Source organism: Pseudonocardia sp. Ae505_Ps2 (genome assembly GCF_001932425.1).
Classification (GTDB): Bacteria; Actinomycetota; Actinomycetes; order Mycobacteriales; family Pseudonocardiaceae; genus Pseudonocardia.
In genome coordinates this window covers 2,913,493-2,936,351 of record NZ_MCIP01000001.1, presented here as the reverse complement: position 1 = coordinate 2,936,351, position 22,859 = coordinate 2,913,493, and the positions used below count along the sequence as shown (strand labels likewise).

At 72.8% G+C, this 22,859-nt stretch carries 23 protein-coding genes and 1 tRNA gene; 7 read left to right on the top strand and 17 right to left on the bottom strand.

Annotation, left to right across the window (positions count from 1 at the left end):
* Positions 1–74: 74 nt before the first annotated feature.
* Positions 75–1,205, top strand: a complete 1,131-nt coding sequence (locus Ae505Ps2_RS14075) for an FAD-dependent oxidoreductase (RefSeq protein WP_233147454.1) — start codon at positions 75–77, stop codon at positions 1,203–1,205.
* Here Ae505Ps2_RS14075 and Ae505Ps2_RS14070 read toward each other — a convergent pair.
* A complete protein-coding gene (locus Ae505Ps2_RS14070; RefSeq protein ID WP_075333086.1) occupies positions 1,182–1,715 on the bottom strand; it encodes a DUF2127 domain-containing protein in 534 nt (177 codons plus the stop codon). The two genes, Ae505Ps2_RS14075 and Ae505Ps2_RS14070, sit on opposite strands and share 24 nt — an antisense overlap.
* A gap of 121 nt (positions 1,716–1,836) precedes the next feature.
* On the opposite strand from Ae505Ps2_RS14070, the gene Ae505Ps2_RS14065 reads away from it, so the two are divergent.
* Positions 1,837–3,549, top strand: coding sequence for an MFS transporter (locus Ae505Ps2_RS14065; RefSeq protein WP_075307801.1), 1,713 nt, complete (start codon positions 1,837–1,839; stop codon positions 3,547–3,549).
* Positions 3,550–3,570: 21 nt separating this feature from the next.
* Here the strand turns inward: Ae505Ps2_RS14065 and gndA are convergent, their stop codons facing one another.
* Entirely contained in the window at positions 3,571–5,007 is a 1,437-nt protein-coding gene (gene gndA / locus Ae505Ps2_RS14060; protein ID WP_083702269.1) for an NADP-dependent phosphogluconate dehydrogenase, read from the bottom strand.
* A 94-nt stretch (positions 5,008–5,101) separates the two neighbouring features.
* Positions 5,102–5,977, bottom strand: coding sequence for an alpha/beta fold hydrolase (locus Ae505Ps2_RS14055; RefSeq protein WP_075333084.1), 876 nt, complete (start codon positions 5,975–5,977; stop codon positions 5,102–5,104).
* 173 nt (positions 5,978–6,150) lie between these two features.
* Between Ae505Ps2_RS14055 and Ae505Ps2_RS14050 the strand changes: the two genes are divergently transcribed.
* The gene (locus tag Ae505Ps2_RS14050; protein WP_233147453.1) at positions 6,151–8,454 is read left to right on the top strand and encodes a UvrD-helicase domain-containing protein; all 2,304 of its coding nucleotides are present in this window, start codon (positions 6,151–6,153) and stop codon (positions 8,452–8,454) included.
* Here Ae505Ps2_RS14050 and Ae505Ps2_RS14045 read toward each other — a convergent pair.
* The 4 genes from Ae505Ps2_RS14045 to Ae505Ps2_RS14030 all read right to left on the bottom strand — a co-directional run bounded on the left by Ae505Ps2_RS14045 (position 8,451) and on the right by Ae505Ps2_RS14030 (position 11,605).
* Positions 8,451–9,308, bottom strand: coding sequence for an SCO1664 family protein (locus tag Ae505Ps2_RS14045; RefSeq protein WP_075554234.1), 858 nt, complete (start codon positions 9,306–9,308; stop codon positions 8,451–8,453). The two genes, Ae505Ps2_RS14050 and Ae505Ps2_RS14045, sit on opposite strands and share 4 nt — an antisense overlap.
* Positions 9,309–9,358: 50 nt before the next feature.
* Positions 9,359–9,943: a DUF3090 domain-containing protein gene (locus Ae505Ps2_RS14040; RefSeq protein WP_075307807.1), complete on the bottom strand. Its 585-nt coding sequence runs from the start codon at positions 9,941–9,943 to the stop codon at positions 9,359–9,361.
* 96 nt (positions 9,944–10,039) lie between these two features.
* A complete protein-coding gene (locus tag Ae505Ps2_RS14035) occupies positions 10,040–10,753 on the bottom strand; it encodes a histidine phosphatase family protein (RefSeq protein WP_075307809.1) in 714 nt (237 codons plus the stop codon).
* A 30-nt stretch (positions 10,754–10,783) separates the two neighbouring features.
* Positions 10,784–11,605: an undecaprenyl-diphosphate phosphatase gene (locus Ae505Ps2_RS14030; protein ID WP_060710947.1), complete on the bottom strand. Its 822-nt coding sequence runs from the start codon at positions 11,603–11,605 to the stop codon at positions 10,784–10,786.
* 168 nt (positions 11,606–11,773) lie between these two features.
* Between Ae505Ps2_RS14030 and Ae505Ps2_RS14025 the strand changes: the two genes are divergently transcribed.
* Together Ae505Ps2_RS14025 and Ae505Ps2_RS14020 are read left to right on the top strand one after the other, a co-directional pair.
* Positions 11,774–12,721 (top strand): aldo/keto reductase, encoded by a 948-nt coding sequence (locus Ae505Ps2_RS14025; protein WP_075307811.1) that lies wholly within the window; start codon positions 11,774–11,776, stop codon positions 12,719–12,721.
* A gap of 104 nt (positions 12,722–12,825) precedes the next feature.
* Positions 12,826–13,110, top strand: a complete 285-nt coding sequence (locus Ae505Ps2_RS14020; RefSeq protein ID WP_062400830.1) for a DUF5703 family protein — start codon at positions 12,826–12,828, stop codon at positions 13,108–13,110.
* Positions 13,111–13,137: 27 nt separating this feature from the next.
* On the opposite strand, the gene Ae505Ps2_RS14015 is transcribed toward Ae505Ps2_RS14020, so the two are convergent.
* Positions 13,138–13,908, bottom strand: coding sequence for an SDR family oxidoreductase (locus Ae505Ps2_RS14015; RefSeq protein WP_075312202.1), 771 nt, complete (start codon positions 13,906–13,908; stop codon positions 13,138–13,140).
* Positions 13,909–13,959: 51 nt separating this feature from the next.
* Positions 13,960–15,291, bottom strand: a complete 1,332-nt coding sequence (locus Ae505Ps2_RS14010; RefSeq protein ID WP_075307813.1) for a M20/M25/M40 family metallo-hydrolase — start codon at positions 15,289–15,291, stop codon at positions 13,960–13,962.
* Positions 15,292–15,390: 99 nt separating this feature from the next.
* Here Ae505Ps2_RS14010 and Ae505Ps2_RS14005 point away from each other — a divergent pair.
* Together Ae505Ps2_RS14005 and Ae505Ps2_RS14000 are read left to right on the top strand one after the other, a co-directional pair.
* Positions 15,391–15,475: transfer RNA gene (locus Ae505Ps2_RS14005), tRNA-Leu, on the top strand.
* A 348-nt stretch (positions 15,476–15,823) separates the two neighbouring features.
* Complete coding sequence (locus tag Ae505Ps2_RS14000; RefSeq protein WP_020626704.1) at positions 15,824–16,147, top strand: nuclear transport factor 2 family protein; 324 nt, start codon at positions 15,824–15,826, stop codon at positions 16,145–16,147.
* A 13-nt stretch (positions 16,148–16,160) separates the two neighbouring features.
* Here Ae505Ps2_RS14000 and Ae505Ps2_RS13995 read toward each other — a convergent pair whose 3' ends face one another.
* The 8 genes from Ae505Ps2_RS13995 to Ae505Ps2_RS13960 form a co-directional block, all read right to left on the bottom strand.
* Positions 16,161–17,216, bottom strand: coding sequence for a Glu/Leu/Phe/Val dehydrogenase dimerization domain-containing protein (locus Ae505Ps2_RS13995; RefSeq protein WP_075333083.1), 1,056 nt, complete (start codon positions 17,214–17,216; stop codon positions 16,161–16,163).
* Positions 17,217–17,279: 63 nt separating this feature from the next.
* Positions 17,280–18,200 (bottom strand): LnmK family bifunctional acyltransferase/decarboxylase, encoded by a 921-nt coding sequence (locus tag Ae505Ps2_RS13990; protein ID WP_075307819.1) that lies wholly within the window; start codon positions 18,198–18,200, stop codon positions 17,280–17,282.
* Positions 18,201–18,204: 4 nt separating this feature from the next.
* Positions 18,205–18,456: an acyl carrier protein gene (locus Ae505Ps2_RS13985; protein ID WP_020626707.1), complete on the bottom strand. Its 252-nt coding sequence runs from the start codon at positions 18,454–18,456 to the stop codon at positions 18,205–18,207.
* Positions 18,456–19,490, bottom strand: a complete 1,035-nt coding sequence (gene dmpG / locus Ae505Ps2_RS13980) for a 4-hydroxy-2-oxovalerate aldolase (RefSeq protein WP_075553683.1) — start codon at positions 19,488–19,490, stop codon at positions 18,456–18,458. Before dmpG ends, Ae505Ps2_RS13985 begins: the two co-directional genes overlap by 1 nt.
* Positions 19,487–20,380 carry an acetaldehyde dehydrogenase (acetylating) gene (locus Ae505Ps2_RS13975; protein ID WP_075333082.1) on the bottom strand — a complete coding sequence of 298 codons (894 nt, stop codon included), beginning with the start codon at positions 20,378–20,380 and terminating at the stop codon, positions 19,487–19,489. The genes dmpG and Ae505Ps2_RS13975 overlap by 4 nt, the downstream gene beginning before the upstream one ends.
* On the bottom strand, positions 20,377–21,198 hold the full coding sequence (locus tag Ae505Ps2_RS13970; protein ID WP_075333081.1) for a fumarylacetoacetate hydrolase family protein: 822 nt from the start codon (positions 21,196–21,198) through the stop codon (positions 20,377–20,379). Before Ae505Ps2_RS13970 ends, Ae505Ps2_RS13975 begins: the two co-directional genes overlap by 4 nt.
* Positions 21,195–22,178 (bottom strand): methyltransferase domain-containing protein, encoded by a 984-nt coding sequence (locus tag Ae505Ps2_RS13965; RefSeq protein ID WP_139318786.1) that lies wholly within the window; start codon positions 22,176–22,178, stop codon positions 21,195–21,197. The genes Ae505Ps2_RS13970 and Ae505Ps2_RS13965 overlap by 4 nt, the downstream gene beginning before the upstream one ends.
* A 32-nt stretch (positions 22,179–22,210) precedes the next feature.
* Positions 22,211–22,831, bottom strand: coding sequence for a response regulator transcription factor (locus Ae505Ps2_RS13960; RefSeq protein WP_020628356.1), 621 nt, complete (start codon positions 22,829–22,831; stop codon positions 22,211–22,213).
* Positions 22,832–22,859: the final 28 nt, after the last annotated feature.

Here is a 22,859-nt window from a genome sequence, read left to right as displayed (position 1 = left end):
CGAGGCGGGCGTGACACTCCACCACCGGCGATCACCGCGGGATGACCGCGTGCGTCCGGGGCGTTGACGCGGGCGTGGAGCGGACCGGGGTCGTGGTGATCGGCGCGGGCCAGGCGGGCCTGTCGACGGCGGCCGGGCTGCGGCGCGGCGGGCTGGAACCGGGCCCCGGGTTCGTCGTGCTCGACGGCGAGGACGGCCCCGGCGGCGCGTGGCGGCACCGCTGGCCGACGCTGCGGATGCGCACGGTGAACGGCGTCCACGACGTCGCCGGGATCCGCTCCGGCTTCGACGACCCCGGCGCCGACCCCGACCTGCCCGCGCGGGACGCCGTGCCGGCCTACTTCGCGCGCATCGAACGCGAGCTCGACCTGCGGGTCGTGCGCCCGGTGCACGTCCACCGGGTGTCCGACACCGGCGGGCCGCCGGCCATCAGCACCGGCGGGCCGCCGACCAACGACACCGCCGGGCCGCTGACCGTCGAGACCGACCGTGGCACCTGGGTCACCGACCACCTGGTCAACGCCACCGGCACCTGGACCCGCCCGTTCGTCCCCGCCTACCCGGGCCTGGCGACGTTCCGCGGCACGAGCCTGCACGCCCGCACCTACCCGGGCCCGGAGACGATGACCGGGAAGCGGGTCGTCGTGGTCGGCGGCGGGATCACCGCGGTGCAGCTGCTGCTGGAGATCGCCCCGTACGCGGCCGCGACGACCTGGGTCACCCGCCGGGAGCCCGAGTGGATCGACACGCCGTTCGGGCCCGAGCAGGGTCGCGCCGCGGTCGCCCGGGTCGAGGAGCGGGTCCGGGCCGGGCTGCCCCCGCGCAGTGTCGTCGGGGTTACCGGGCTGCCGCGCACGCCGGAGGTGCGGGCCGGGATCGCGAGCGGTGTACTGGTCCGCAGGCCGATGTTCGCCCGGGTCGTGCCGGACGGCGTGGAGTGGCCCGACGGCGCTCGCGAGCCCGCGGACGTGCTGGTGTGGGCGACCGGCTGGCGACCCGCGCTGGGTCACCTCGCGCCGCTGCGGCTGCGCGGGCCGGGCGGCGGGATCGTCATGGGCGAGCCGCTCGACACCGGCGTCGTCGCCGACCCCCGGCTGCACCTGGTCGGCTACGGCCCCTCGGCGAGCACGATCGGCGCGGACCGGGCGGGTCGCGCGGCGGCCCGCGACGTCCTGGCGCGGCTACCCGTCGCGACCGGCGCCTGACCCGTCGGCCTCCCGGCCGAGCAGCCGGTACTCCCGGACGACCATCACGATGATCGCGATGTCGAGCGCGGCGAGGAACGGCAGCACGATGGAGTGCGTGTGCCAGGCGTGGACCAGCTCGTAGACGACGAACACCGCCAGGATCGCCACCGCGGGCGGGTAGGCGGGGCGCCAGCGGGTCAGCAGCGCCGCGACCAGGCCGAGCTTGAGCACCCCGTGCAACCCGAGGTAGACGACGACGAAGGTGCGGTCCCCACCGGCGAAGCGGTCGACGCCCTCGGTCAGGTGCCGGGCCAGGGTGCCGTCGGGCGGGCCGATCAGGTCGCGGGCGAGGATCTGCGCGACGACCCGGTGCAGCCAGTCACCCGATACCAGCACCAGCGCGACGGCGCCCAGCAGCTCCGCGGCCCCGTCGATGCCCTTCACGACCAGGGCGACGCGGAACAGCTGCTCGGTACGGCGGGCCGCGGGCGTCGTGGCCGTCGGACCGTCGGACCGGACGTTAGCCATGCGGGGACTGTAGACCCCGCCCGACCTGGGAGTTCCTTTACCCGAGGGAGGATCGGGACGGACCGGACGAGCCGGGCGAGACCGTAGCGCGAACCCGCGCCGGAGAGTACTTTGATTAGCGATGCTCAACAACACGGGGCCGGTCGACCGGTACAAGTGGGTGGCGCTGTCGAACACCACGATGGGCGTGCTGATCGTGACGATCAACATGTCGATCCTGCTGATCGCACTGCCGGACATCTTCCGCGGCATCGGGATCGATCCGCTGGCGCCGGACAACATCGACTACCTGCTGTGGCTGATCATGGGGTATCTGGTCGTCACGGCGGTGCTGGTGGTCAGCTTCGGCCGGCTCGGCGACATGTACGGCCGTACCCGCATGTACAACCTGGGCTTCGCCGTCTTCACGGTGTTCTCGGTGCTGCTGGCCGCCACCTGGCTCCACGGCGACGCCGGCGCGGTCTGGCTGATCACGATGCGGGTGCTGCAGGGCGTCGGCGGTGCGCTGCTGCTCGCCAACTCGACCGCGATCCTCACCGACGCCTTCCCGGTCCACCAGCGCGGGCTCGCGCTCGGGATCAACTCGGTCGCGGCCATCGCCGGCTCGTTCCTCGGGCTCGTCGTCGGCGGGGTGCTCGCCCCGGTGAACTGGCACCTGGTGTTCCTGGTGTCGGTGCCGGTCGGGGTGTTCGGCACGGTCTGGGCCTACGCCCGGCTCCGTGACACCGGCGCCCGTCGCGCGGCGCGGATCGACTGGTGGGGCAACCTGACGTTCGCGGTCGGGCTCGTCGCCGTCCTGATGGGCATCACCTACGGCATCCAGCCCTACGGCGGCGACGTCATGGGCTGGACCAGCCCGCTCGTCCTCGGCCTGATCGGCGGCGGGATCGCGGTGCTGGCGCTGTTCGCCTGGATCGAGCGTCGCGTGGCCGAGCCGATGTTCCACGTCTCGCTGTTCTCGATCCGCGCGTTCACCGCGGGCAACGTCGCGAGTCTGCTGGCCGCGCTCGGCCGCGGTGGGCTGCAGTTCATCCTGATCATCTGGCTCCAGGGCATCTGGCTGCCCGAGCACGGCTTCCCGTTCGAGACGACGCCGCTGTGGGCGGGCATCTACATGGTCCCGCTGACGATCGGGTTCCTCGTCGCCGGACCGGTGTCGGGCGTCCTGTCCGACCGCTACGGCGCCCGTGCCTTCGCCACCGTCGGGATGGTGGGCGCGGCAGCGACGTTCCTCGCGCTGCTGGCGCTGCCGGTGGACTTCGACTACCGCGCGTTCGCGGTGCTGCTGGCGCTCAACGGCCTGGCGATGGGCCTGTTCAGCTCCCCGAACCGGGCGGCGATCATGAACTCGCTGCCGGCACACCAGCGCGGCGCCGGGGCCGGGATGACCTCGACGTTCCAGAACGCGGCGACGGTGCTGTCTATCGGGGTGTTCTTCTCCCTGCTGATCGCGGGCCTGTCGACGACGCTGCCCGCGTCCCTGCACGACGGGCTCATGGCCCAGGGCGTGCCGGAGCTCGCGGCGGACCGGGTCGCGGCGCTGCCGCCGGTCGGGATCCTGTTCGCGGCGTTGCTGGGCTACAACCCGATCGCGACGCTGCTCGGTCCGCAGGTCCTCGGGGCGCTGACGCCCACGCAGTCGGCGTACCTGACCGGACGGCAGTTCTTCCCGCAGCTGATCTCCGGCCCGTTCGCCGACGGGCTGACCCTCGCCCTCGGGTTCGCCGCCGTCGCCTGCCTGGTCGCCGCGGTGGCGAGCGCGCTGCGCGGCGGGAAGTACCACCACGTCGACGACGAGGCCGACGTGGCGGTCCCGGTCCCCGCCCGGAGCTGAGCCCGGGCGGGGACCGCGGGGTCAGCCCGTGGCGACCTCGCTGCCGTCCTGGCTCCAGCGGGTGTGGAACGTGCTGTCGGCGTCGGTGCGCGCGTAGGTGTGGGCACCGAAGTAGTCGCGCAGCCCCTGGATCAGGTTGGCCGGACCGCGCTCGCGCCGGTAGCCGTCGTAGTAGGACAGGCTGGAGGAGAACGCGGGGATCGCCACGCCCTGCTCGGTCGCGGTCACCACGACCCGCCGCCACGCGTCCTGCGCGTTCGCCACGGCCTCGGTGAAGTACGGGACCATCAGCAGGTTGTCCAGGTCCGGGTGCGACTCGTAGGCCTCGGTGATCCGGTTCAGGAACTGGGCCCGGATGATGCAGCCGCCGCGCCAGATCCGGGCCATCGCACCGAGGTCGAGGTCCCAGTCGTTGGCCCGGGAGGCGGCACGCATCTGCGCGAAGCCCTGGGCGTAGGCGACGACCTTGGACGCGTAGAGCGCCTGGCGGATGTCCTCGACGAGCTCCTCGCGGTTCGCGCCCGAGCCCGGGGTCGGGCCGCCGAGCGTGGTCGACGCCTCCTTGCGCTCGTCGCGCAGGTTGGACAGCGTCCGCGCGAACACCGCCTCGGTGATGCCGGTCAGCGGCACGCCGAGGTCGAGGGCGTCGATGGCCGTCCAGCGACCGGTGCCCTTCTGCTCGGCCTGGTCGACGATGACGTCGACGAGCGGCTTCCCGGTCTTCTCGTCGGTCTTGGCGAGCACGATGCCGGTGATCTCGATCAGGAACGACTCGAGATCACCGGTGTTCCACTCCTCGAAGATCTTCCCGATCTCCGGCGCGGACAGCCCGGCGACGTGCGTGAGCAGGTCGTAGGCCTCGGCGATGAGCTGGATGTCGGCGTACTCGATGCCGTTGTGCACCATCTTGACGTAGTGCCCGGCGCCGCCGGGGCCGACGTGGGTGCAGCACGGGGTGCCGTCGACGTTCGCGGCGATCGCGGTGAGGATCTCCTCGACCTCGGAGTAGGCCTCCTGCGGGCCGCCGGGCATGATGCTCGGCCCGTTGAGGGCGCCCTCCTCGCCGCCGGACACACCGATGCCCATGAAGCGCAGCCCGCGCTCGGCGCAGTACGCGGCGCGGCGGTCGGTGTCGGGGAAGTGCGAGTTGCCGGCGTCGATGATGATGTCGCCCTGGTCGAGCAGCGGGGCGAGCTCGTCGATGACGGCATCGACCGGCTTGCCGGCCTTCACCATGACGACGATCTTGCGGGGGGTCTCCAGCGCGTCGACGAACTCCTTCAGCGACTCGGCACCGGTGAAGGCGCCCTCGTCGCCGTAGTCCTTCATGAACTCGGTCATCTTCGAGGTGGTGCGGTTGTGCACCGCCACCGGGAAGCCGCGGCGGGCCATGTTGCGGGCGAGGTTGGCTCCCATCACCGCCAGCCCGGTGACCCCGATCCGGCTCTTCTCCGCCATCAGTGCTTCCTCCGTGTCGTTGCGACGCCGCTGTACCCGACCCATCCTGGCCCGCGACCCCCGGCCGCGCAGCGAGGGACGGCTGTCCCCTCGGTCACCCTTCCCGGCCGCCGGCGAGGAAGTCCAGGAGCAGCGCGCTCGCGGCCTCCGGCGCCTCCTCCGGGATCCAGTGCCCGCAGCCCTCGACCCGCTCGAAGCGGAAGTCGTCGACGTAGGCCGAGGACCCCCGCATCTGCCCCTCGGTGAGCGCGAGATCGCCGTCGCTCCACACCCCCATCGTCGGCACCGTGATCCGCGGGGGCTCCGGCATCGTGGTGGGCACGAACCTCGCCGGGTCGACGTTGGCGCGGTACCAGTTCAGCGACGCGGTGAGCGCACCCGGCCGGGACAGGTCGGCGACGTGCCGCGCGGCCATCGGGTGCCCGTCGGGCAGCGTCGCGTGCAGCCAGCCGCGCAGGAACTGCCAGTCCTCGGCCGGCATCACCTGCTCGGCGACGCCGGGGAACTGGAACCAGAGCATGTACCAGGACATCGCCTTCTGCCGGAACCCCGCGGTGGCGAACGCGGCGGGATGCCCGACGGAGAACGCGGCGTAGCGGGTCACCCGCGGCGAGGCGAGGGTGACGGCCCAGCCGAGCGAGGCGCCCCAGTCGTGCCCGGCGAGGGCGAACCGGTCGATCCCGAGCGCGTCGGCGACGCCGAGGACGTCGGCGACCAGTGCCCGCATCGGGTAGTGCTCGACCTCGGCGGGCCGGTCGGAGTCGCCGAAGCCGCGCAGGTCCGGGACGACGACGCGGTACCCGGCCCCGGCGAGCGCCGCGGCCTGGTGGGCCCACAGGGCGGCCCGGTCCGGCCAGCCGTGCAGCAGCAGGACGGGGCTGCCGACGCCGCCGGTGTCGTGCACGGACAGCGTGATCTCGGGCAGCGTCGTGCCGGGGACGGTGATCCGCCGGGGCTCGGGCAGCGTCATGGCCGTGACCGTAACCCGCCCCGCCGATGGGGTCGGGCTCCCCCGACCGCGCCCGCCGGGGCGGCGCTGACGGCAACCGCAGCGCTGGTACACGACCATCGCGCGAGAAAGGTGCACAGGAGGGCGGAGACGCGCTAACCTATGGGGTGCGCTTCGAATCCGAGAACACATCCGTGCACGTTCATCATAACACGAGGGGCAAGGACACACCAGCCCCCCGCCCGTCAAGTCCGCGCTCCCCGTACGAGGCCGAACTCGCCGCCGAGACCGACCGGCTCCGCCGGCTGCACGCCCTGCTCGACGACGAGCTCACCGCGGCCACCGAACGCTCCCGCGGCGCCCAGGCCACCCGGGCCGGCGAGGAGCTCAGCGCCCGTTGGGAACGCGACGTCTCGGTGCACCGCTGGCAGGAGCGGGTGCGTGCGCTCACCGCCGCCCGCTCCGGCCTGTGCTTCGGGCGGCTCGACCACGCCGACGGCGCCGACCCGATCCGGGTCGGCCGGATCGGGCTGACCGACCCCGCCGACGGCGAGAGCGCCCTGGTCGACTGGCGGGCACCCGCCGCGCGGCCGTTCTACTGCGCCACCCCGGTCTCGCCCCTGGGGGTGACCCGGCGCCGGCACTACGAGGTCGCGGGCACCGCACCGCACGAGCGGGTCACCGCGTACCACGACGACCTGCTCACCGGTGCGGTCCCGGTCGACGCCGACCCCGCGTCGGCGTCGGACCCGGCACTGCTCGCCGCGCTCACCGCGCCGCGCGGGGACCGGATGCGCGACATCGTCACCACGATCCAGTCCGAACAGGACGAGATCATCCGGCTGCCGCTGTCGGGCACCGTCGTGATCGAGGGCGGCCCCGGGACGGGCAAGACGGCCGTCGCGCTCCACCGGATCGCGTACCTGCTCTACACCCACCGCGACCGGCTCGCCCGCAGCGGCGTGCTCGTCGTCGGGCCGAGTGCGGGGTTCGTGCACTACGTCGGCGGCGTGCTCCCCGCACTCGGCGAGTCCGCGGTCGTGTTCACCACCCCGGGACGCCTCGCGCACGGCGTCGTCGCGGAGGCGACCGACCCGCCGGAGACGGCCCGGCTCAAGGGCGACCTGGCGATGATCGACGTGCTGCGCCGGGCCGTCGACGACCGCCAGGAGCTGCCCGGGCGGCCGATCACGATCGAGATGGACGACGTCACCGTCGAGATCGACACGGCCCTGGCCGCCGAGGCGCGCCGCCGCGCCCGCGCCACCGGCCGTCCGCACAACGAGGCCCGCACGACCTTCCGCGACACCCTGGGGCGGCTGCTCGTCGACCAGGGTCTGGAGCGGCTGGAGGTCGGGCTGGAGGACCCGCCGGAGCTCGCGGAGCTGCTGGCGGGGCTGAACATCCCGGAGATCGAGCCCGCCGGGGCGGCCGAGGTGTCGGCCGAGATGCGCGCCGAGCTGCGCGACGGCGTGCGGACCGACCCGCGGTTCCACGCCGCCGTCGAGTCACTGTGGCCGGTGCTGACCCCGCAGCGGGCGCTGGCCGAGCTCTACGCCGACCCGGACCGGCTGGCCACCGCGGGCGACGGACGGGACCTGTCCGCGCTGCGCCGCCCGCCGGGGACACCGTGGACGGTGGCCGACGCCCCGCTGCTCGACGAGCTCGCCGAGCTGCTCGGCCCGGTACCCGAGGACTCCCCCGCCACAGCCCCCGGGCCGGACGCCGCCTACGCCGCCGAGGTCCTGACCGTGCTGGACTCCGCGGACCGGACCCTCGCCGGGGAGGACCCCGACGAGCTGCGGCCCACCGACTTCGTGACCGCGGACATGCTGGCGAGCCGGCACGTCGCCGGGGTGCCGATGACGGTGGCCGAGCGCGCGGCGGGCGACCGGGACTGGCGCTACGGGCACCTCGTCGTCGACGAGGCGCAGGAGCTGTCCCCGATGGACTGGCACGTGCTGCTGCGCCGCTGCCCGTCGCGGTCGATCACCGCGGTCGGCGACCTCGCCCAGCGCAGTGCCCCGGCCGGCGCCCGGGCCTGGGACGACGTGCTCGCCCCGCACCTGGCCGGGCGCTGGACGCACCGCACGCTGACGGTGAACTACCGGACGCCGTCGGAGATCATGGACGCCGCCGCGGAGGTGCTGGCGACCTACGCCCCGGACCGTCGCCCGCCGGAGTCGGTGCGCAGCACCGGCGAGCCGCCGTGGACCCGCACCGTCACCGCCGCCGGGCTGGCCGACGCGGTGCACGCCGCCGTCGCCGACGAGCGGGCCCGTGCCGGGCGCGGCACGGTCGCGGTGATCGCCCCGGCCGGGACCGACCTCGGTGCGCGGGACGTGCCGGTGCTCACCCCGGCGGCGTCGAAGGGCCTGGAGTTCGACGCCGTGGTGATCGTCGACCCGGAGCGGATCCGGGCGGCCGACCCGGCGGACCTCTACGTCGCGATGACCCGCGCGACGCAGCGCCTCGGCATCCTGGAGGTGGCGGGCTAGAAGGCGGGCCAGGGGATGGCCGTGCCGTAGCCGTCCGGCCCGGGGAAGCACGGTTCGGCGAGCAGGTGGTCGATCCGGGAGCGCAGCGCCGCGACCTCGCGGCGGGTGACGTGCTCGCCGAGGACGTCGGCGAACGAGTCCGCCAGCCGGGCGCGCAGCTCCTTGAGGGCGGCCAGGTGCTCCTCGCCGAGCTCGTCGCCGACCCAGCCCCACAGGACGGTGCGCAGCTTCGGCTCGCTGTGCAGGGTGAGGCCGTGGTCCACGCCGTAGACCCCGCCGTCACCGGCGAGGATCACGTGCCCGCCCTTGCGGTCGGCGTTGTTGACGACGACGTCGAACAGCGCCATCGCCCGCAGCTGCGGGTGGTCGGCGTGGACGAGCACGACCGGGTCCCCGGCGCCGTCACGGGCACGGAGCACGGGCAGCCAGCCGCTCGGGATCTCGTGCGGTTCGCACAGCTCGACCAGCGACTCGGTGGCGAGCTGGATGGTCTCCTCGGTGATGTCGCCGGCCTGCTCGCCGTCCGTGCCGTCGTCCGTGTCGCCGTCCGTGCCGTCGCCGGGGGGCTCGGACAGAGCGCTCTCGTCGCCGGAGCAGACCCAGGCCTGCACCATGCCGGTACCGAACGGGGCCTGCTCGCGCAGCACCGTCGGCGGCACGACGTCGAGCCCGGAGACCTGCGAGACGAGGTACGCGCCGACCTCGCGACCGGCGAGCGTGCCGTCGGGGAAGTCCCACAGCGGACGCTCGCCGCGCACCGGCTTGTACACGCAGCGCAGGTCGACCCCGTCGAGCGAGACGGTGCCGAACAGGGTGGCGTTGGAGGCGTCGACCATCCGGCCGGTGATCTCCATGCGGCCGCGCAGGAGGATCTCCGGGACGGCCGGATCGCGCAGGTCGAGCGTCACTCCGTCCCGGCCACGGGGTTGCGGTCGTGGTAGCCGTTGAGGCGCACGCAGACGTGGCCCTCCGGGTCGAGCGGCTCGGCGCACAGCGGGCACGGCGCTCGGCCGGCGTCGACGACCTTCTCGGCGCGCTCGGCGAAGGACTTCGCCGCGGTCGGGGACAGGAACACGCGCAGCGCGTCCGGGCCCTCCTCGGTGTCGTCGAGGACGACCGACTCGTCGATCTCCTCCTCGGTCACCGCGAGCAGCTCGACGACGATCGAGCTCGAGTCCGCGTCCCAGCCCAGACCCATGGTCCCGACCCGGAACTCCTCCTCCAGCGGGACCGCGAGCGGGTCGTTGTCCCACGAGCCGGTGGCCACCGTCGCGCCGAGGAGGTTGTCCTCGCCGAAGCGCTTGGACACCTCGCCGAGCAGCGCCGTGATGCGTTCGGCCAGCACCGAGACCTGCTGTTTCTCCAGCAGGACGCTGATCGTGCGGCTGCTCTCGATCGCCTGCAGGTAGAAGGCGCGATCGCCGGGCTCGCCGACGGTCCCGGCCACGAAGCGGTCGGGTCGGCGGAAGACGTGGATGACGCGTGCCATGACCCTTCCCAGGGTAGGCGTATCCGGCTCCGGGGGCATCCCCGCGGTCACCCGCGGGTGCCGTCATCGCGGCGATGCGAGGTGGATCACTCCGCCTCAGGCGTTGGTGGATCCCCCGACCACGGCGTCGGAGGCGCTCACCGGCTGCTCCTCGCCGTCGGCGGGCTTCGGCTTCGGCTTGGGGATCAGGCTCGCGACGTCGCCGGACTGCTCGTTCATCCGCGCGACGAACGGCCGCAGCTCGGTGTAGGTGACGACACTCACCGAGCAGGTGTCGACGACGATCCGCTGGAAGTTGTCGAGGTGGGTGGCCAGCGCGTCGGCGAGGACGGCCTTGATCACGTCGCCGTGGCTGCAGGCCAGCAGGATCGCGTCCTCCCCGTGCTCGGCGCGGACCCGGGCGACGTGCCGGCGGATCGCTGCGACCGAGCGGGCCTGCATCCCGGCCAGGGACTCGCCGCCGGGGAAGGTCGCGGCCGACGGGTGCGCCTGGACGACCTTCCAGAGATCCTCCTTCAGCAGGTCGGTGATCTTCTGCCCGGTCCACGTGCCGTAGTCGACCTCGGCCAGGTCGTCCTCGACGACCGGTTCCAGCCCGCGGGCCGCCGCGAGCGGCGCGACGGTCTGGCGGCACCGCTCCATCGGGGAGGTCACGACCGAGGCGATCGGGAGGGCCGCGAGGCGGTCGACGACGGCCGCGGCCTGCTCCCATCCGCGGTCGTCGAGCTCCACGCCCGGGGTGCGCCCGGCCAGCACGCCCGCGGTGTTCGCGGTGGACCGGCCGTGCCGCAGGAGGATCAAGGTCGTCACGCCGACCGAGGCTACGCGGCGCGGCGCCGGTCAGTACGCGCTGACCGCGCCGAGCGACAGGGCGGCGAGCAGGGCGACACCGAGCGCGATCCGGTAGGCGACGAACACGTAGACGGTGTTGTTCTGCACGAACCGGAGCAGCCAGGCGATCACCGCGTAGCCGACGACGAACGCGACCACCACCGCCACCAGCATCTGCGGTCCGGACGGGCCGTCGCCGGCGAACACGTCGGGCAGGGTGAACAGGCCGGCCCCGAACACCGACGGGATCGCCAGCAGGAACGAGTACCGCGCGATCGCGGGCCGGGTCAGGCCCAGGAACAGGCCGGCGGTGATCGTGCCGCCGGACCGCGAGACACCCGGGATCAGCGCCATGGCCTGGGCGAGACCGAGCAGGACACCGTCCCGCCAGGTGATCTTCTCCATCGGCTTGACCTGCGAGCCGAAGCGCTCGGCCAGCCCGAGCAGGGCACCGAACACGATCAGCATGACCGCGACCAGCCACAGGTTCCGGGCGACGCCCTCGATCTGGTCCTTGAACAGCACCCCCAGCACCGCGATCGGGACCGAGCCGATGATGACCAGCCAGGCCAGCCGGTAGTCGTCGGTGGCGCGGACCTCCGCGTTGCCGAACCCGCGCACCCAGGTGATGAACAGGTGCCAGATGTCCTTGGCGAAGTAGACGATCACCGCCGCCTCGGTGCCGATCTGGGTGACGGCGGTGAACGCCGCGCCCGGGTCCCGGCCGAATCCGACCGCCGAGACGATCCGCAGGTGGGCCGAGGAGGACACCGGGAGGAACTCGGTGAGCCCCTGGACGATCCCGAGGACGACGACCTCGATCCAGCTCACGACCGGCTCCCGTCGCGGCCACGGGCGGTGGTGTCCCGGTCGGGGGTCGTCCGGCCCTGGTGGCTCGACTCCTGGGTGATCACGGGCCGTCACCGTACTCGCCGAGACGGGCGTCACTCTGCGCGCCCTCACCGGTCCGGCGGGCCCGCGCGCCTAGGCTCGGCGACCGTGCAACGCAGACCGGTGGGCAGCAGCGGCCTCGAGGTGTCGCGGGTCGGCCTGGGCACGATGACCTGGGGAGAGGACACCTGCCCCGCCGACGCGGCGGACCAGCTGCGGGCGTTCGTCGACGCCGGCGGGACATTCGTCGAGACCGCCGAGGACTACGGCGGCGGCGCCGCCCAGCAGGTCCTCGGCGGGCTGCTGCGGGGCACCGTGCGTCGCGACGACATCGTCCTCGCCGGGCGCGGCACGGCGACCCCCGACACCGGTGAGCGGGCCTCGCGGACCGCGCTGCTGCGCTCACTGGACCGCACGCTGCGCCGGCTGGGCACCGAGCACCTGGACCTGTGGCAGTTCCCCGGCTGGGATCCCCGGGTGCCGCTGGACGAGACGCTGTCCGCCGTGCAGGTCGCCGTCTACTCCGGACGGGTCCGCTACGCCGGGCTGGTCGCCCCGGCGGGCTGGCAGCTGGCCACGGTCGCGGGCAGCGCCACGGCCGGGCCCGACCCGGCCGTCTGCCGCCCGGTGTCGGCGCAGGTGGAGTACTCGCTGCTCGCCCGGGAGCCGGAGGCCGAGCTCCTGCCCGCCGCCCGGCACCACGGCCTCGGGCTGCTGGCCTGGGCCCCGCTCGGCCGGGGCGTGCTGACGGGCAAGTACACCGACGGCACACCGGCGGACTCGCGGGGCGCGAGTGCGCTGCTGGCGTCGTACGTGGAGGCGCGCCGCACCGAGCACTCGGCGCGGATCGTGCAGTCGGTCCTCACCGCCGCCGACGGGCTCGGGACCTCGCCGCTGTCGGTGGCGCTGACCTGGGTGCGGGACCGTCCGGGGGTGGCCTCGGCCGTCGTCGGGGCGCGGGACGCGGCCCAGCTGCGGGCCTCGCTCGCGGCCGAGGACCTGGTGCTGCCCGCCGAGATCCGCACCGCGCTGGACGACGTGAGCGATCCCGTCTGAGCCTCCCCGCCGGCCCTGGTGCCCCTTACAGTGGGAATGCCCGACGCGACACCCACCGTTCACCCGGTGGGCACCGACGAGCACGGCACGACCGGGAGGCACGCATGACCGAGGGCGCTGGGAACGGGTCGGAGGACTCCGCCGCCGGGAATCGGGTGGCCGGGACTCGGGACGGCGACGGCTGGACCGACGACCGGTACGAGTACCGCCCGGTGCGCATCGAGGGGGACGTCTCCCGGCTCACGGCGTCGGTCCGGCTGGCGATCCAGGCCGAGTTCTCCGGCTGGGAGCTGTCCCGGCTGCGTCTCTACCCCGGCGGCGTGCGCAAGATCGTGCTGCGACGACGGCTGGGCGCCCAGCAGGGCCTGCTGCCCGAGCCCACCTTCTGACGGCCCGGCGTTCGCCCGCCGTAAGGATCAGGCGTCCTGCCAGCCGACCTCCGGCGGTGTGCCGGCCCCGCGCGGGCTGGGCACCCCGCGGAACCCGTAGGGCGCGGGCTCGCGACCGGGCTGGACGTACCAGCACTCCCCCGGCTCACCGCGCTCGATCATCTGCTCGATCGCCGCGGCGACGTCGTCGGCCCTCAGCAGCGGGAAGTCGCCGAACTGGGCGCGGACGTTGCCGATCAGCGGGGTGTCGGCGAACCCGGGACACACCGCGGTGACCCGGATGCCCTCCCCCGCCAGCGCCGGGCCCGCCGCCCGGACGTAGCCGACGACGGCGTGCTTGGTCGCGGTGTAGAGCGCGTCGCCGGGCAGGCCGATCAGCCCGGCCAGCGACGCGGTCGCCACCACGTGCCCGCCCCCGGCGCGCCGCAGTGCCGGGACGGCCGCGGTGAGCCCGAACACCACGTGGTCGAGGTTCACCCCGAGGATGCGCCGGTAGCCGTCCAGGTCGAGATCGGTGACGCCGGACTGGCCCGCGGTGACGCCGGCGTTGAGCAGCACGACGTCGAGCCGCCCGAACCGCTCCTCCGCCGCGGCCACCGCGGCGGGCAGCGCCGTCGGGTCGGTGACGTCGGCCGGGAACGCCAGCCCGCCCGCCTTCTCCGCGACGGCCGCGGCGCCATCGGCGTCCCGGTCGACGACGACCACCTGCGCACCCGCCGCCACCAGCCGGTCCACCGCGGCCGCGCCGATGCCCGACGCGCCCCCGGTGACCAGGGCGACCTTGCCCGAGAGATCCATGCCGCCACCCTGCCACCCGCGGGCCGGGTACGTCACGGCGCCGGGCGGAGGTCAGACGGTCCGCAGGAAGCGGTCGAGCACCCGGGTGCCGAACGTCAGCGCGTCCACCGGCACCCGCTCGTCGATGCCGTGGAACAGCGACGCGAAGTCCAGCTCCGGGGGCAGCCGCAGCGGCGCGAAGCCGTAGCACTTCATGCCCAGCGTCGAGAACGCCTTCGCGTCGGTTCCCCCGGACAGCATGTAGGGGACGATCTCGGCGGTCGGGTCCTCGGTGCGCAGCGCGGCCTGCATCGCGTCGGGCAGCGCGCCCTCGAAGGGCGTCTCGACGGCGGGCAGGTCGGTGACCCACTCGCGCTCGACGTCCGGGCCGAGCAGCTCGTCGACCTCGCGCAGGAACGCCTCCTCGCGGCCCGGCAGCACCCGGCAGTCGACGACCGCCTCCGCCGTCGACGGGATGACGTTGGCCTTGTACCCGGCGCTGAGCATCGTCGGGTTCGCGGTGTCCCGGACGGTCGCGCCGATGATCCGCGAGATCGGCCCGAGCTTGGCCAGGGCGCCCTCGAGGTCGTCCTCCGGGTACTCGACGCCGGTCAGCTCGGTCATCCGGTCCAGGAACGCCCGCACCGTGTCGGTGATCGTGAGTGGGAACGTGTGGTTCCCCAGCCGGGCGACGGCCTCGGCGAGGATGGTGACGGCGTTGTCGTCGTGCAGGAACGAGCCGTGGCCGGGCTTGCCCTTGGCCCGCAGCCGCATCCAGGCGATGCCCTTCTCCGCGGCCTCGATCAGGTACGCCCGCTGGTCCTCACCGAGGGTCAGGGAGAACCCGCCGACCTCACCGACGGCCTCGGTGCAGCCTTCGAACAGCTCCGGCCGGTTCTCCACCAGCCACTGCGCGCCCCACTTCCCGCCGGCCTCCTCGTCGGCGACGAAGGCCCACACGATGTCCCGCGGCGGGACGACGCCCTCACGCTTGAAGCGGCGGGCGACCGCCAGCATCATCGCGTCCATGTCCTTCATGTCGACGGCGCCGCGGCCCCAGACGTAGCCGTCCTGGACCGCGCCGGAGAACGGGTGCACCGACCACTCGCTGGCGTCCGCGGGGACGACGTCGAGGTGGCCGTGCATCAGCAGCGCGCCGCGGGTGCGGTCGGAGCCCTCCAGCCGGGCGATCACGTTCATCCGCTTCGACATGCCGGACTCGACGAGCTCGACGTCGTAGCCGACCTCGCGCAGCTTGTCCGCCACGTAGTCGGCGGCCTCGGCCTCACCGGCCAGGGTCTCGGGGTCGCCGGTGTTGGTCGTGTCGATCCGGATCAGCTCGGAACACAGCTGCACGACCTCGTCCTCGGCGCTGGTCGGGTGGTCGTTCGCTGGAGCGGTCATGGGCGTCGTTCTACCACCGGGTGCCCGTACCGACCCCGCCGCAACCCGGTCGCCGGCCTCGGCTATGCTTCCCCCACGACGCGATCGAGAGATCGCGACGTCCGAGTGGCGGAATGGCAGACGCGCTAGCTTGAGGTGCTAGTCCCCGTATAAGGGGGTGGGGGTTCAAGTCCCCCCTCGGACACAGTTTCACGGCTTTCGCGCCACACCTGGCGCACCGGTGGTGGACGGCACTCCGACCCCATTGCGGGGGCCGGGCCGCCAGGTGCCGCCGGATCCAGTGGGCGCCGGGCCCGTCACGCCGCTGCTGGCCCCGGCAGCCGTTGCGGTCGCATCGCGTCACGGCACCTCACTGCGCGTGCCACTCCCCCTCACCACGCGGCCGACCGGGGCAGCGGCCACGACCATTGCCCTCCCGTCGTCCGCGGCATGTGACTTTCGGGGTAGCGACGTGTGCCGATCGGGGCTTCTACTGCGGTCGCCGCACATTTACATTTCAGCCATGGGCGCACACGGTGACCGGGTCGCTGGAATGTTCGCGGCCATCGACACCCGGAATTGGGACGAGCTGTCGGAGTTCTTCCATCCCGAGATGGTCTACGAGCGGCCCGGATACGATCCGTTCGTCGGCCGCGATCGCATCATGCGTTTCTACCGCGAAGAACGGGTCATCGCGAAGGGGCGCCACACCCTCGACGGCGCGATCGTCGAGGAGGAACGAGCGGCCGCGTGGGGCCGGATCGAGGCCGTGCGCAACGACGGCGAACCCGTCACCCTCGGGTTCGCCGACATCTACCTGTTCGAGGACGGTGCGATCAAGGTGCGCCGCAGCCACTTCTTCGTGCCTGCGGTCTGACAGCACCGCCCCGTCAGGCCTGGGAGACCAGCGGCGGGCCGACGTGGCGCAGCGCCTCGATGCGCCGCTTCGCGAGCTGCTCGGCCGCCGTCGCCGTGTCGATGCCGTCGGCGCGGGCCGCGGCCAGGATCTCGCCGGTGGTACGACCGATCCGCAGCACCGTCGCACGGGTCTGCTCGGGGTCGTTCCCCAGCCAGTTGCCCACGTAGAGCAGCAGGCCACCGGCGTTGGCCACGTAGTCGGGCACGTACAGGATGCCGGCATCGGCCAGGGCCACCGCGTGCCGCGGCTCGGCGAGCACGTTGTTGGCCCCACCTGCGACGATGCGGCAGCGTAGTGCCGGGATCGAGGCGTCGTCGACGACCGCACCGAGCGCGCAGGGGGCGAACACGTCGCAGTCGACGCCCAGGATCTCGTCCGGATCGACGACCTCGACGGGCAGATCGACGGCCAGTCGTTCGACCTTCGTGCGGTCGACGTCGGAGATGACGAGCTTCGCGCCCTCCTGAGTGAGGTGCCTGATCAGCGGCTCGCCGACGTGGCCCGCGCCCTGCACGGCGATGCGGCGTCCCTCCAGCACCGGGGACCCGTCGACGAACTCGACGGCGGCGCGGATCGACTCCAGCACCCCCAGCGCCGTCAGCGGCGACGGGTCCTGAGTGCCGGAGAAGACGCGCTTGGCCTCGACGGCGAGCACGTCCATGTCCGCTTGGCTGGTGCCGACGTCGACGCCGGGGATGTAGCGGCCGGCGAGGCTCTGCACGAAACGCCCGTGCGCGCGCAGGAGCGCCTCGGTCTTGTGCCGTGCCGGATCACCGATGATGACGCTCTTCGCGCCGCCGAAGTTCACACCGGCGATCGCCGCCTTGTACGTCATTCCCTGGGAAAGACGCAGGACGTCGTCGAGCGCCGTCTGCTCGTCGGGATACGGCCACATCCGCACTCCGCCGATGCCGGGTCCCAGGGCCGTATTGTGCACCGCGATGATGGAACGGAGGCCACTGTTCGGGTCCGAGCAGAAGACCACCTGCTCGTGTTCCATCGCTGCCATCGTGTCGAACAGGTTCATGGAGCAACTCTGGCCGCGTCGACCAGGTTCGGAAATGGCCACCCGCAGCCGAAGTGGACCCTTTCAGCCGGCCGCCACCTCCGCCTCGATCGACGTGGCCGCAAGCAGCTTGCCCGTCGTCGAGTCGTGCAGGCTCAGGTCGGCGATCTCGACCTCCGGCCGTGTCTCGCTGGTCCATCGGCGGACGTTCACGGTGAACACCGCACCCAGGTCGGCGTTGCCGAAGTAGCCCATCTTCTGGTCGACCACGCGGCGCTCCAGGAACCGCGCGTCGTCGCGGCCGAGCTCGCGCCACAGGCGCAGCAGGGCGGTGTCGAAGATGGCGAAGTAGGACGCGAAGTAGACCAGCCCGGCGCCGTTGACGTCGCGCACCGTGTCGAGCGGGTAGGTGTGGCTGGTGGTGGGACCGGCGACGAAGCCCGGTGGTGGGTCGGTGCAGAACGTGCCCGCCTCCCGCGCCCGTCCGACGACGCCGCGCGGGGAGAACCGGTTCGGGATGCGCGGCAGGTCGGCGAACTCGAAGTCGGGCGGCGCCGTGGTGGCCAGATCGGCGTTGGTCCCCGGCCGGGTGCGCGCGATCCAGCGGTTCCAGTTCTCCACGTACATGCAGTCCGGGTGCGGGTTCTCGTAGAACTCCTCCGGTTCCAGCGGCACGTCGGCCCGGTCGAGGCCCGCGGGCGCCAGCACGTGCAGCGTCAACGTCGACTGGCTGCCGAACTGGAACACCCGCGAGGTCAGGTCGAGCTCGTCGCCGAACGCGAGCCCGTGCGGGTGGACGACCTTCCCGCCGCGGACCCGGTAGTAGTAGAACGACAGGTAGGCCGGGTCGCCGGTCGCGGTACGGGCGGCATGCACGTTGGTGCGGCACGCCGCGGCCACGGCCTCCCACGTCCAGTCCCCCACCTCGCCGAACACGAGCGAGCCGCCGCTGCACATCCCCGGCGAGACGATCACCCGGCGGGCCAGCGTGTTGACCGTCTGCACGGCCTCAGCCCTGCCGCTGGTCGGCCGGCAGGCGCGTCTCCACCAGCGCGGCGACGTCGCCGAGCGTGGGCAGCTCCAGCAGCTCGTAGTCCTGGACCTCGACGCCCAGGCGGCTGCGCAGCAGTCCTGCGAGCTCGGCGGCGGTCAAGGAGTCCAGCCCCACCTCGCCGCACCGCGCATCCGCGCTCAGGTCCTCGGCACAGAGCTGGAACTCGTCCACCAGGATCTCGGTGAGGACCGAGTAGGTCGAGATCATCACGCACTCACTTTCTCTGCGGCGGCACGGGCCATCGTCTGGGCGACGTCGACGATCAGGTCCTCCTGACCGGCGACCGCCTGGAGCCGGCCCAGGGCGAAGAACACATCGCGCGGATCGACGCCCTCACGGGCCGACACCTCGATCACGCGGGTCTTGAACCCGGAGAACACTCCGGCGAGCCCGCTCACGATCGCGACCGAGTCGACGGCCGGCGGCGCGGTCATGAGTTCGCGTTCGGCGAGGTCGGCGGCGTCGAGGAGCTTGTAGAGATCGATGCCGGTGTCGAACCCGATCCGGTCCAGGACGGGCACGAGCACCTCGAGCTGGGTGTTGCCGGCGCCGGCGCCGAAACCGCGGGCGCACGCGTCCAGGATCGACGCGCCGGCCTCGGCCGCGGCCACCGAGTTCGCCACGGCCATGCCGAGGTTGTTGTGCCCGTGGAACATCACCGGAACGTCGACCGCGGCGCACATGGCCGTGATCCGCTCCGTGACGTCGCCGGGCAGGTAGTGCCCCGACGAGGCCATGATCCCGACTCCGGTGGCGCCGAACCCGACCAGCCGGGCGCACTCCTCGGCGAGGCCCTCCGGGGTGGCCATGTGGCTCATCAGGAGCACGGCGTGTGCCTCCACGCCGCGCTCGCGCAGGTGCTCGAGGTGGCGTTCGGCGAGATCGCCCTCGGTGCAGTGGGTGCCGATGCGCACGAGATCGACACCGTGCGCGACGGCGTCGTCGAGATCGCGCACGGTGCCCCAGCCCGGCAGCATGAACACCGCCATCTTGCTGGTGGTGAGCGCCTCCCGGACGGTCGCGAGCATCTCGTCGTCGCTCAGCAGGGCCCGTCCGACCTGCAGCGACGACGCGCCCAGGCCGTTGCCGTGCCCGACCTCGACGACGGGCACCCCGGCTGCGTTCGCCGCCTCGGCATACCCCCGGAGCTGCTGCGCGTCGAGCTGGTGGCGAACCGCGTGGTGGCCGTCGCGCAACGTCGGGTCGTGGATCTGGATCGTTCGTGCCGGTGCCGCACTCATGACGCCTCCGCCTCGGCGATCGACCGCCGGTCGTCCGCACATCGCTCGGCGATGCTGAGCGCGGCGGAGTTGATGATGTCGAGATTGCCCGCGTAGCGCGGGAGCCGTTCGCCGGAGGCCGTGACCTCGACGGCGACGAACGCCCGCTCGTCCTGCACCGAGCACGCCGACACGACGAACCCGCCGACGAACCCGCGCAGTTCCTTGGCCACGCCCTCGGCGAGGTCTCGGACCGAGTCCTCGCGGAAGCCCGAGCCCAGCATGGACATGGCCACCCGGAAGGTCGCCGGGGGCCGGGCCGGGCTGATGTTGAGGATCGCCTTCACGTCGCCGACGCCGGTGAAGGTGCGGACGGCGTCCTGGGTGGTGTCGACGTACTCGTCGAGGTTGATGCGCGTGCCGTGACCGACGCTGAGCGTCGCGGCCGTGGTGACCACTTCGACGTAGTCGACGCGGTGTTCCGCGGTGATCGCGTGCAGCACCGGGATCGCGGCCTGCCCGCCGCAGGTGACCATGCTGATGTCGCGCAGGCCCGCCGCGCTCGCCCCGTTCACGGTCGGGACGACCATCCGCCCGGCCCGGCTCGGGGTCAGGTCGACCAGCATCGTGTCGAAGGGCGCGAGCCGTTCGGCGTGCTCGGTGTGCGCGACGGCGTTGGTGGCGTCGAAGACGACGTCGAAGGGCTCGTCCACCTCGATGATCGAGGAGATGCCGCGGTCCGCGATCGGCATGCCGAGCCGGGCGGCCTGGCGGAGGCCGGCGTTGGCTCCGTCGCGGCCCACGACCAGGGCCAGGTCCAGCACATCCGAGTGCATGATCTTGTCGGCCAGGTCGACACCGATGAGCCCGGCGCCGAGCACTGCTGTGGAGAGCCCGCCTGTTCGCTTCATCGGGGAATCCCCCTCTTCTCATCCGGTGGGACGGCCCGTCCCGCGTGGACGGTGATCGCGCCGAGCTGGTCGAACTCGGCGGTGCAGGTGTCGCCGTGCTCCAGCGGGACCGCGGCGTGCAGCGCGCCGGTCATGACCAGGTGCCCGGCTTCGAGGGTGATCCCGTGCTCGCCGAACACGTTGGCGAGCCACGCGACGACCGCGACCGGGTCGCCGAGTGCGGCGGCGCCGTTCCCGCTCGCCACCACCTCGCCGTTGCGGCGGAACGTGACACCGAGTCGTCGGTAGTCGGTGCCGGACGTGGCCTCCGCCCAGGAGCCCAGCACGGCCGCCCCGTTGGAGGCGAGATCGGCGATCGTGTCGGCCAGGCGGATGCGCCAGTCCACGATCCGGGAGTCGACGATCTCCAGCCCGGCCGCGACCTCACCGATCGCGCCGCGCGCCTGCTCGACGCCGACGCCGGGCCCGGTCAGCGGCGACGCCAGCCGGAACACGATCTCCGCCTCCACCTTGGGCGCGATGAACCTGCCGCGGTCGAGGACGGCGCCGTCCGCGTGGAGGGTGGAGCCGAACACCGGGGCGAAGTCGGGGGTGTCGACCCCGAACATCTCCTGCATCGGAGCCGAGGTGAGCCCCGCCTTGTAGCCGACGACGCTGTCGCCGTCGGCCAGCAGCAACGCCGTCAGCTCCCGCTGGACGGCGTAGCCCTCGGCCGCGCCCAGGGTCGGGTCGTTGTCGGTGAACGGGGCGACCGGCTGTTGCGTCGCGCGGGCCTCGTACAGGATCTCGGCGCGGCTGCGCGCGTCGGGCGCGATCATCGGCTCGCGATGATCAGGCGGCTGCCCGGCATCGGCAGCGGGGTGAGCGTCACGTCGCCGAACCCGGCACGGGTGAACGCCGCGCGCCACTCGGTCTCGGTCGGGAGGTTCACCTCCATGGATGCGGCGTGCAGGTAGGTGAACAGCGCGCTGAAGGCGCGTTCCCGCGGATCCTGGGCGTACGGGACGCAGTCGGTGACGATGACGCTCCCACCCTCGGCGAGGCCCTCGCGGCAGGTGCGCAGGATCCCCTCGAGCACCTCCGGCTGCGCCGCGGTGTCGTGCATGACGAACCCGGCGTGGACGACGTCGGCGCCCTGCACCGGCTCCGGGTGCTCCAGCAGCGACTCGATGGGCCGGTTGACCATCGTGAGCCGGTCGCTCACCCCGGCCAGCTCCGCGGCCTGCTCGGCCGCTTCGCAGGCGCCCGCGCTCATGTCCAGGGCCAGGCCGGTGCTGGTCGGCAGCGCCGTCAGCAGCTGGATCAGGAGCCCGCCCGCGCCGGACCCGAGATCGACGATGCGCTGCGGCTTGCGGCTGAGGATCTCCGCGACCTGGCCGGGATAGAAGCCGGCCGAGCCGATCCAGCGCGACGAGATCGCCACGCTGCGCCCGTCCCGGCTGTACCTGCCGGCCACAGCGTCGGGTTCGCGCAGGAACTCCGCCGCGTGGTCGAGGTAGGGCCGATTCGCGGTGAGCGACCAGGACAGGTAGCCCGCGGCGTAGCGCCGGTCGGCCATGTCGGCGCACGGGGTGAAGCTGTCCTCGCCCGCGGGATCGAGCAGGCCGGCGGCGACCAGCGCCCCGAGGAAGGACCGTGCCCCGGCCTCGGGGACCGAGGCGAGCGCGGTGACCTCGGCCAGGGAGAACGGGGCCTCCCCGTCGAGCAGCGTGGAGATGCCGACGTTCTCGGCGATCTCCAAGAGCGCGGCGTCGGCCGCGAGATCGGCGGCGATTTCTCGGACTGAATTCGTGGTCATTCGTCGTCTCCCCATGTCGGACAGTGGGCCGTTCAGAGGATCTGCAGGGCCGCCGCCCGGTTGATGGCATTCGTCCGTGAATGCACCCCGAACTTGGCGTAGATGTTTGTGAGGTGCCTTTTCACCGTGCCGGCGCAAATGGACAGCCGGGCGCCGACCTGGGCATTGCTGAGCCCCTGCGCGACCAGGTCGAGCACCTCCACCTCGCGGGGCGACAGCGGTCCGCGAGGTGTTTCACCGAACCGGTGGACGGCGATTGCCGGCAGCGCGAGGAGCACCTGGTCGCTGCGTGCGCCGACCGTGCGGACGACGGCGAGCAACTCTGCCCGCGTCGACCGCTTCGAGACGTATCCGTGGGCGCCGGCCGCCATCAGCCTGCGCACGGCACGTGTGTGCCCGTGGACGCCGAGCACGACCACACGCGGCGCCGACGGCGCTGTGACCAGGGAGTGAAGCACGTCGACGGGCCCATCCGCGGTCTCCGCGTCGAGCAGCACGACATCGGGCCGGTCGCGCCGCACGAGCGCCACCGCGGCAGGGCCGCCGTCGGCCTGACCGATCACCCGCAGATCGGGCTCGATGTCGCAGAGCTCGGCCAGACACTCCCGCAACAACGTGTTGCCGTCGACGAGGGCCAGGCGCAACTGATTCACCGAAGCCCCTTTCGGATCCACTCGAAGA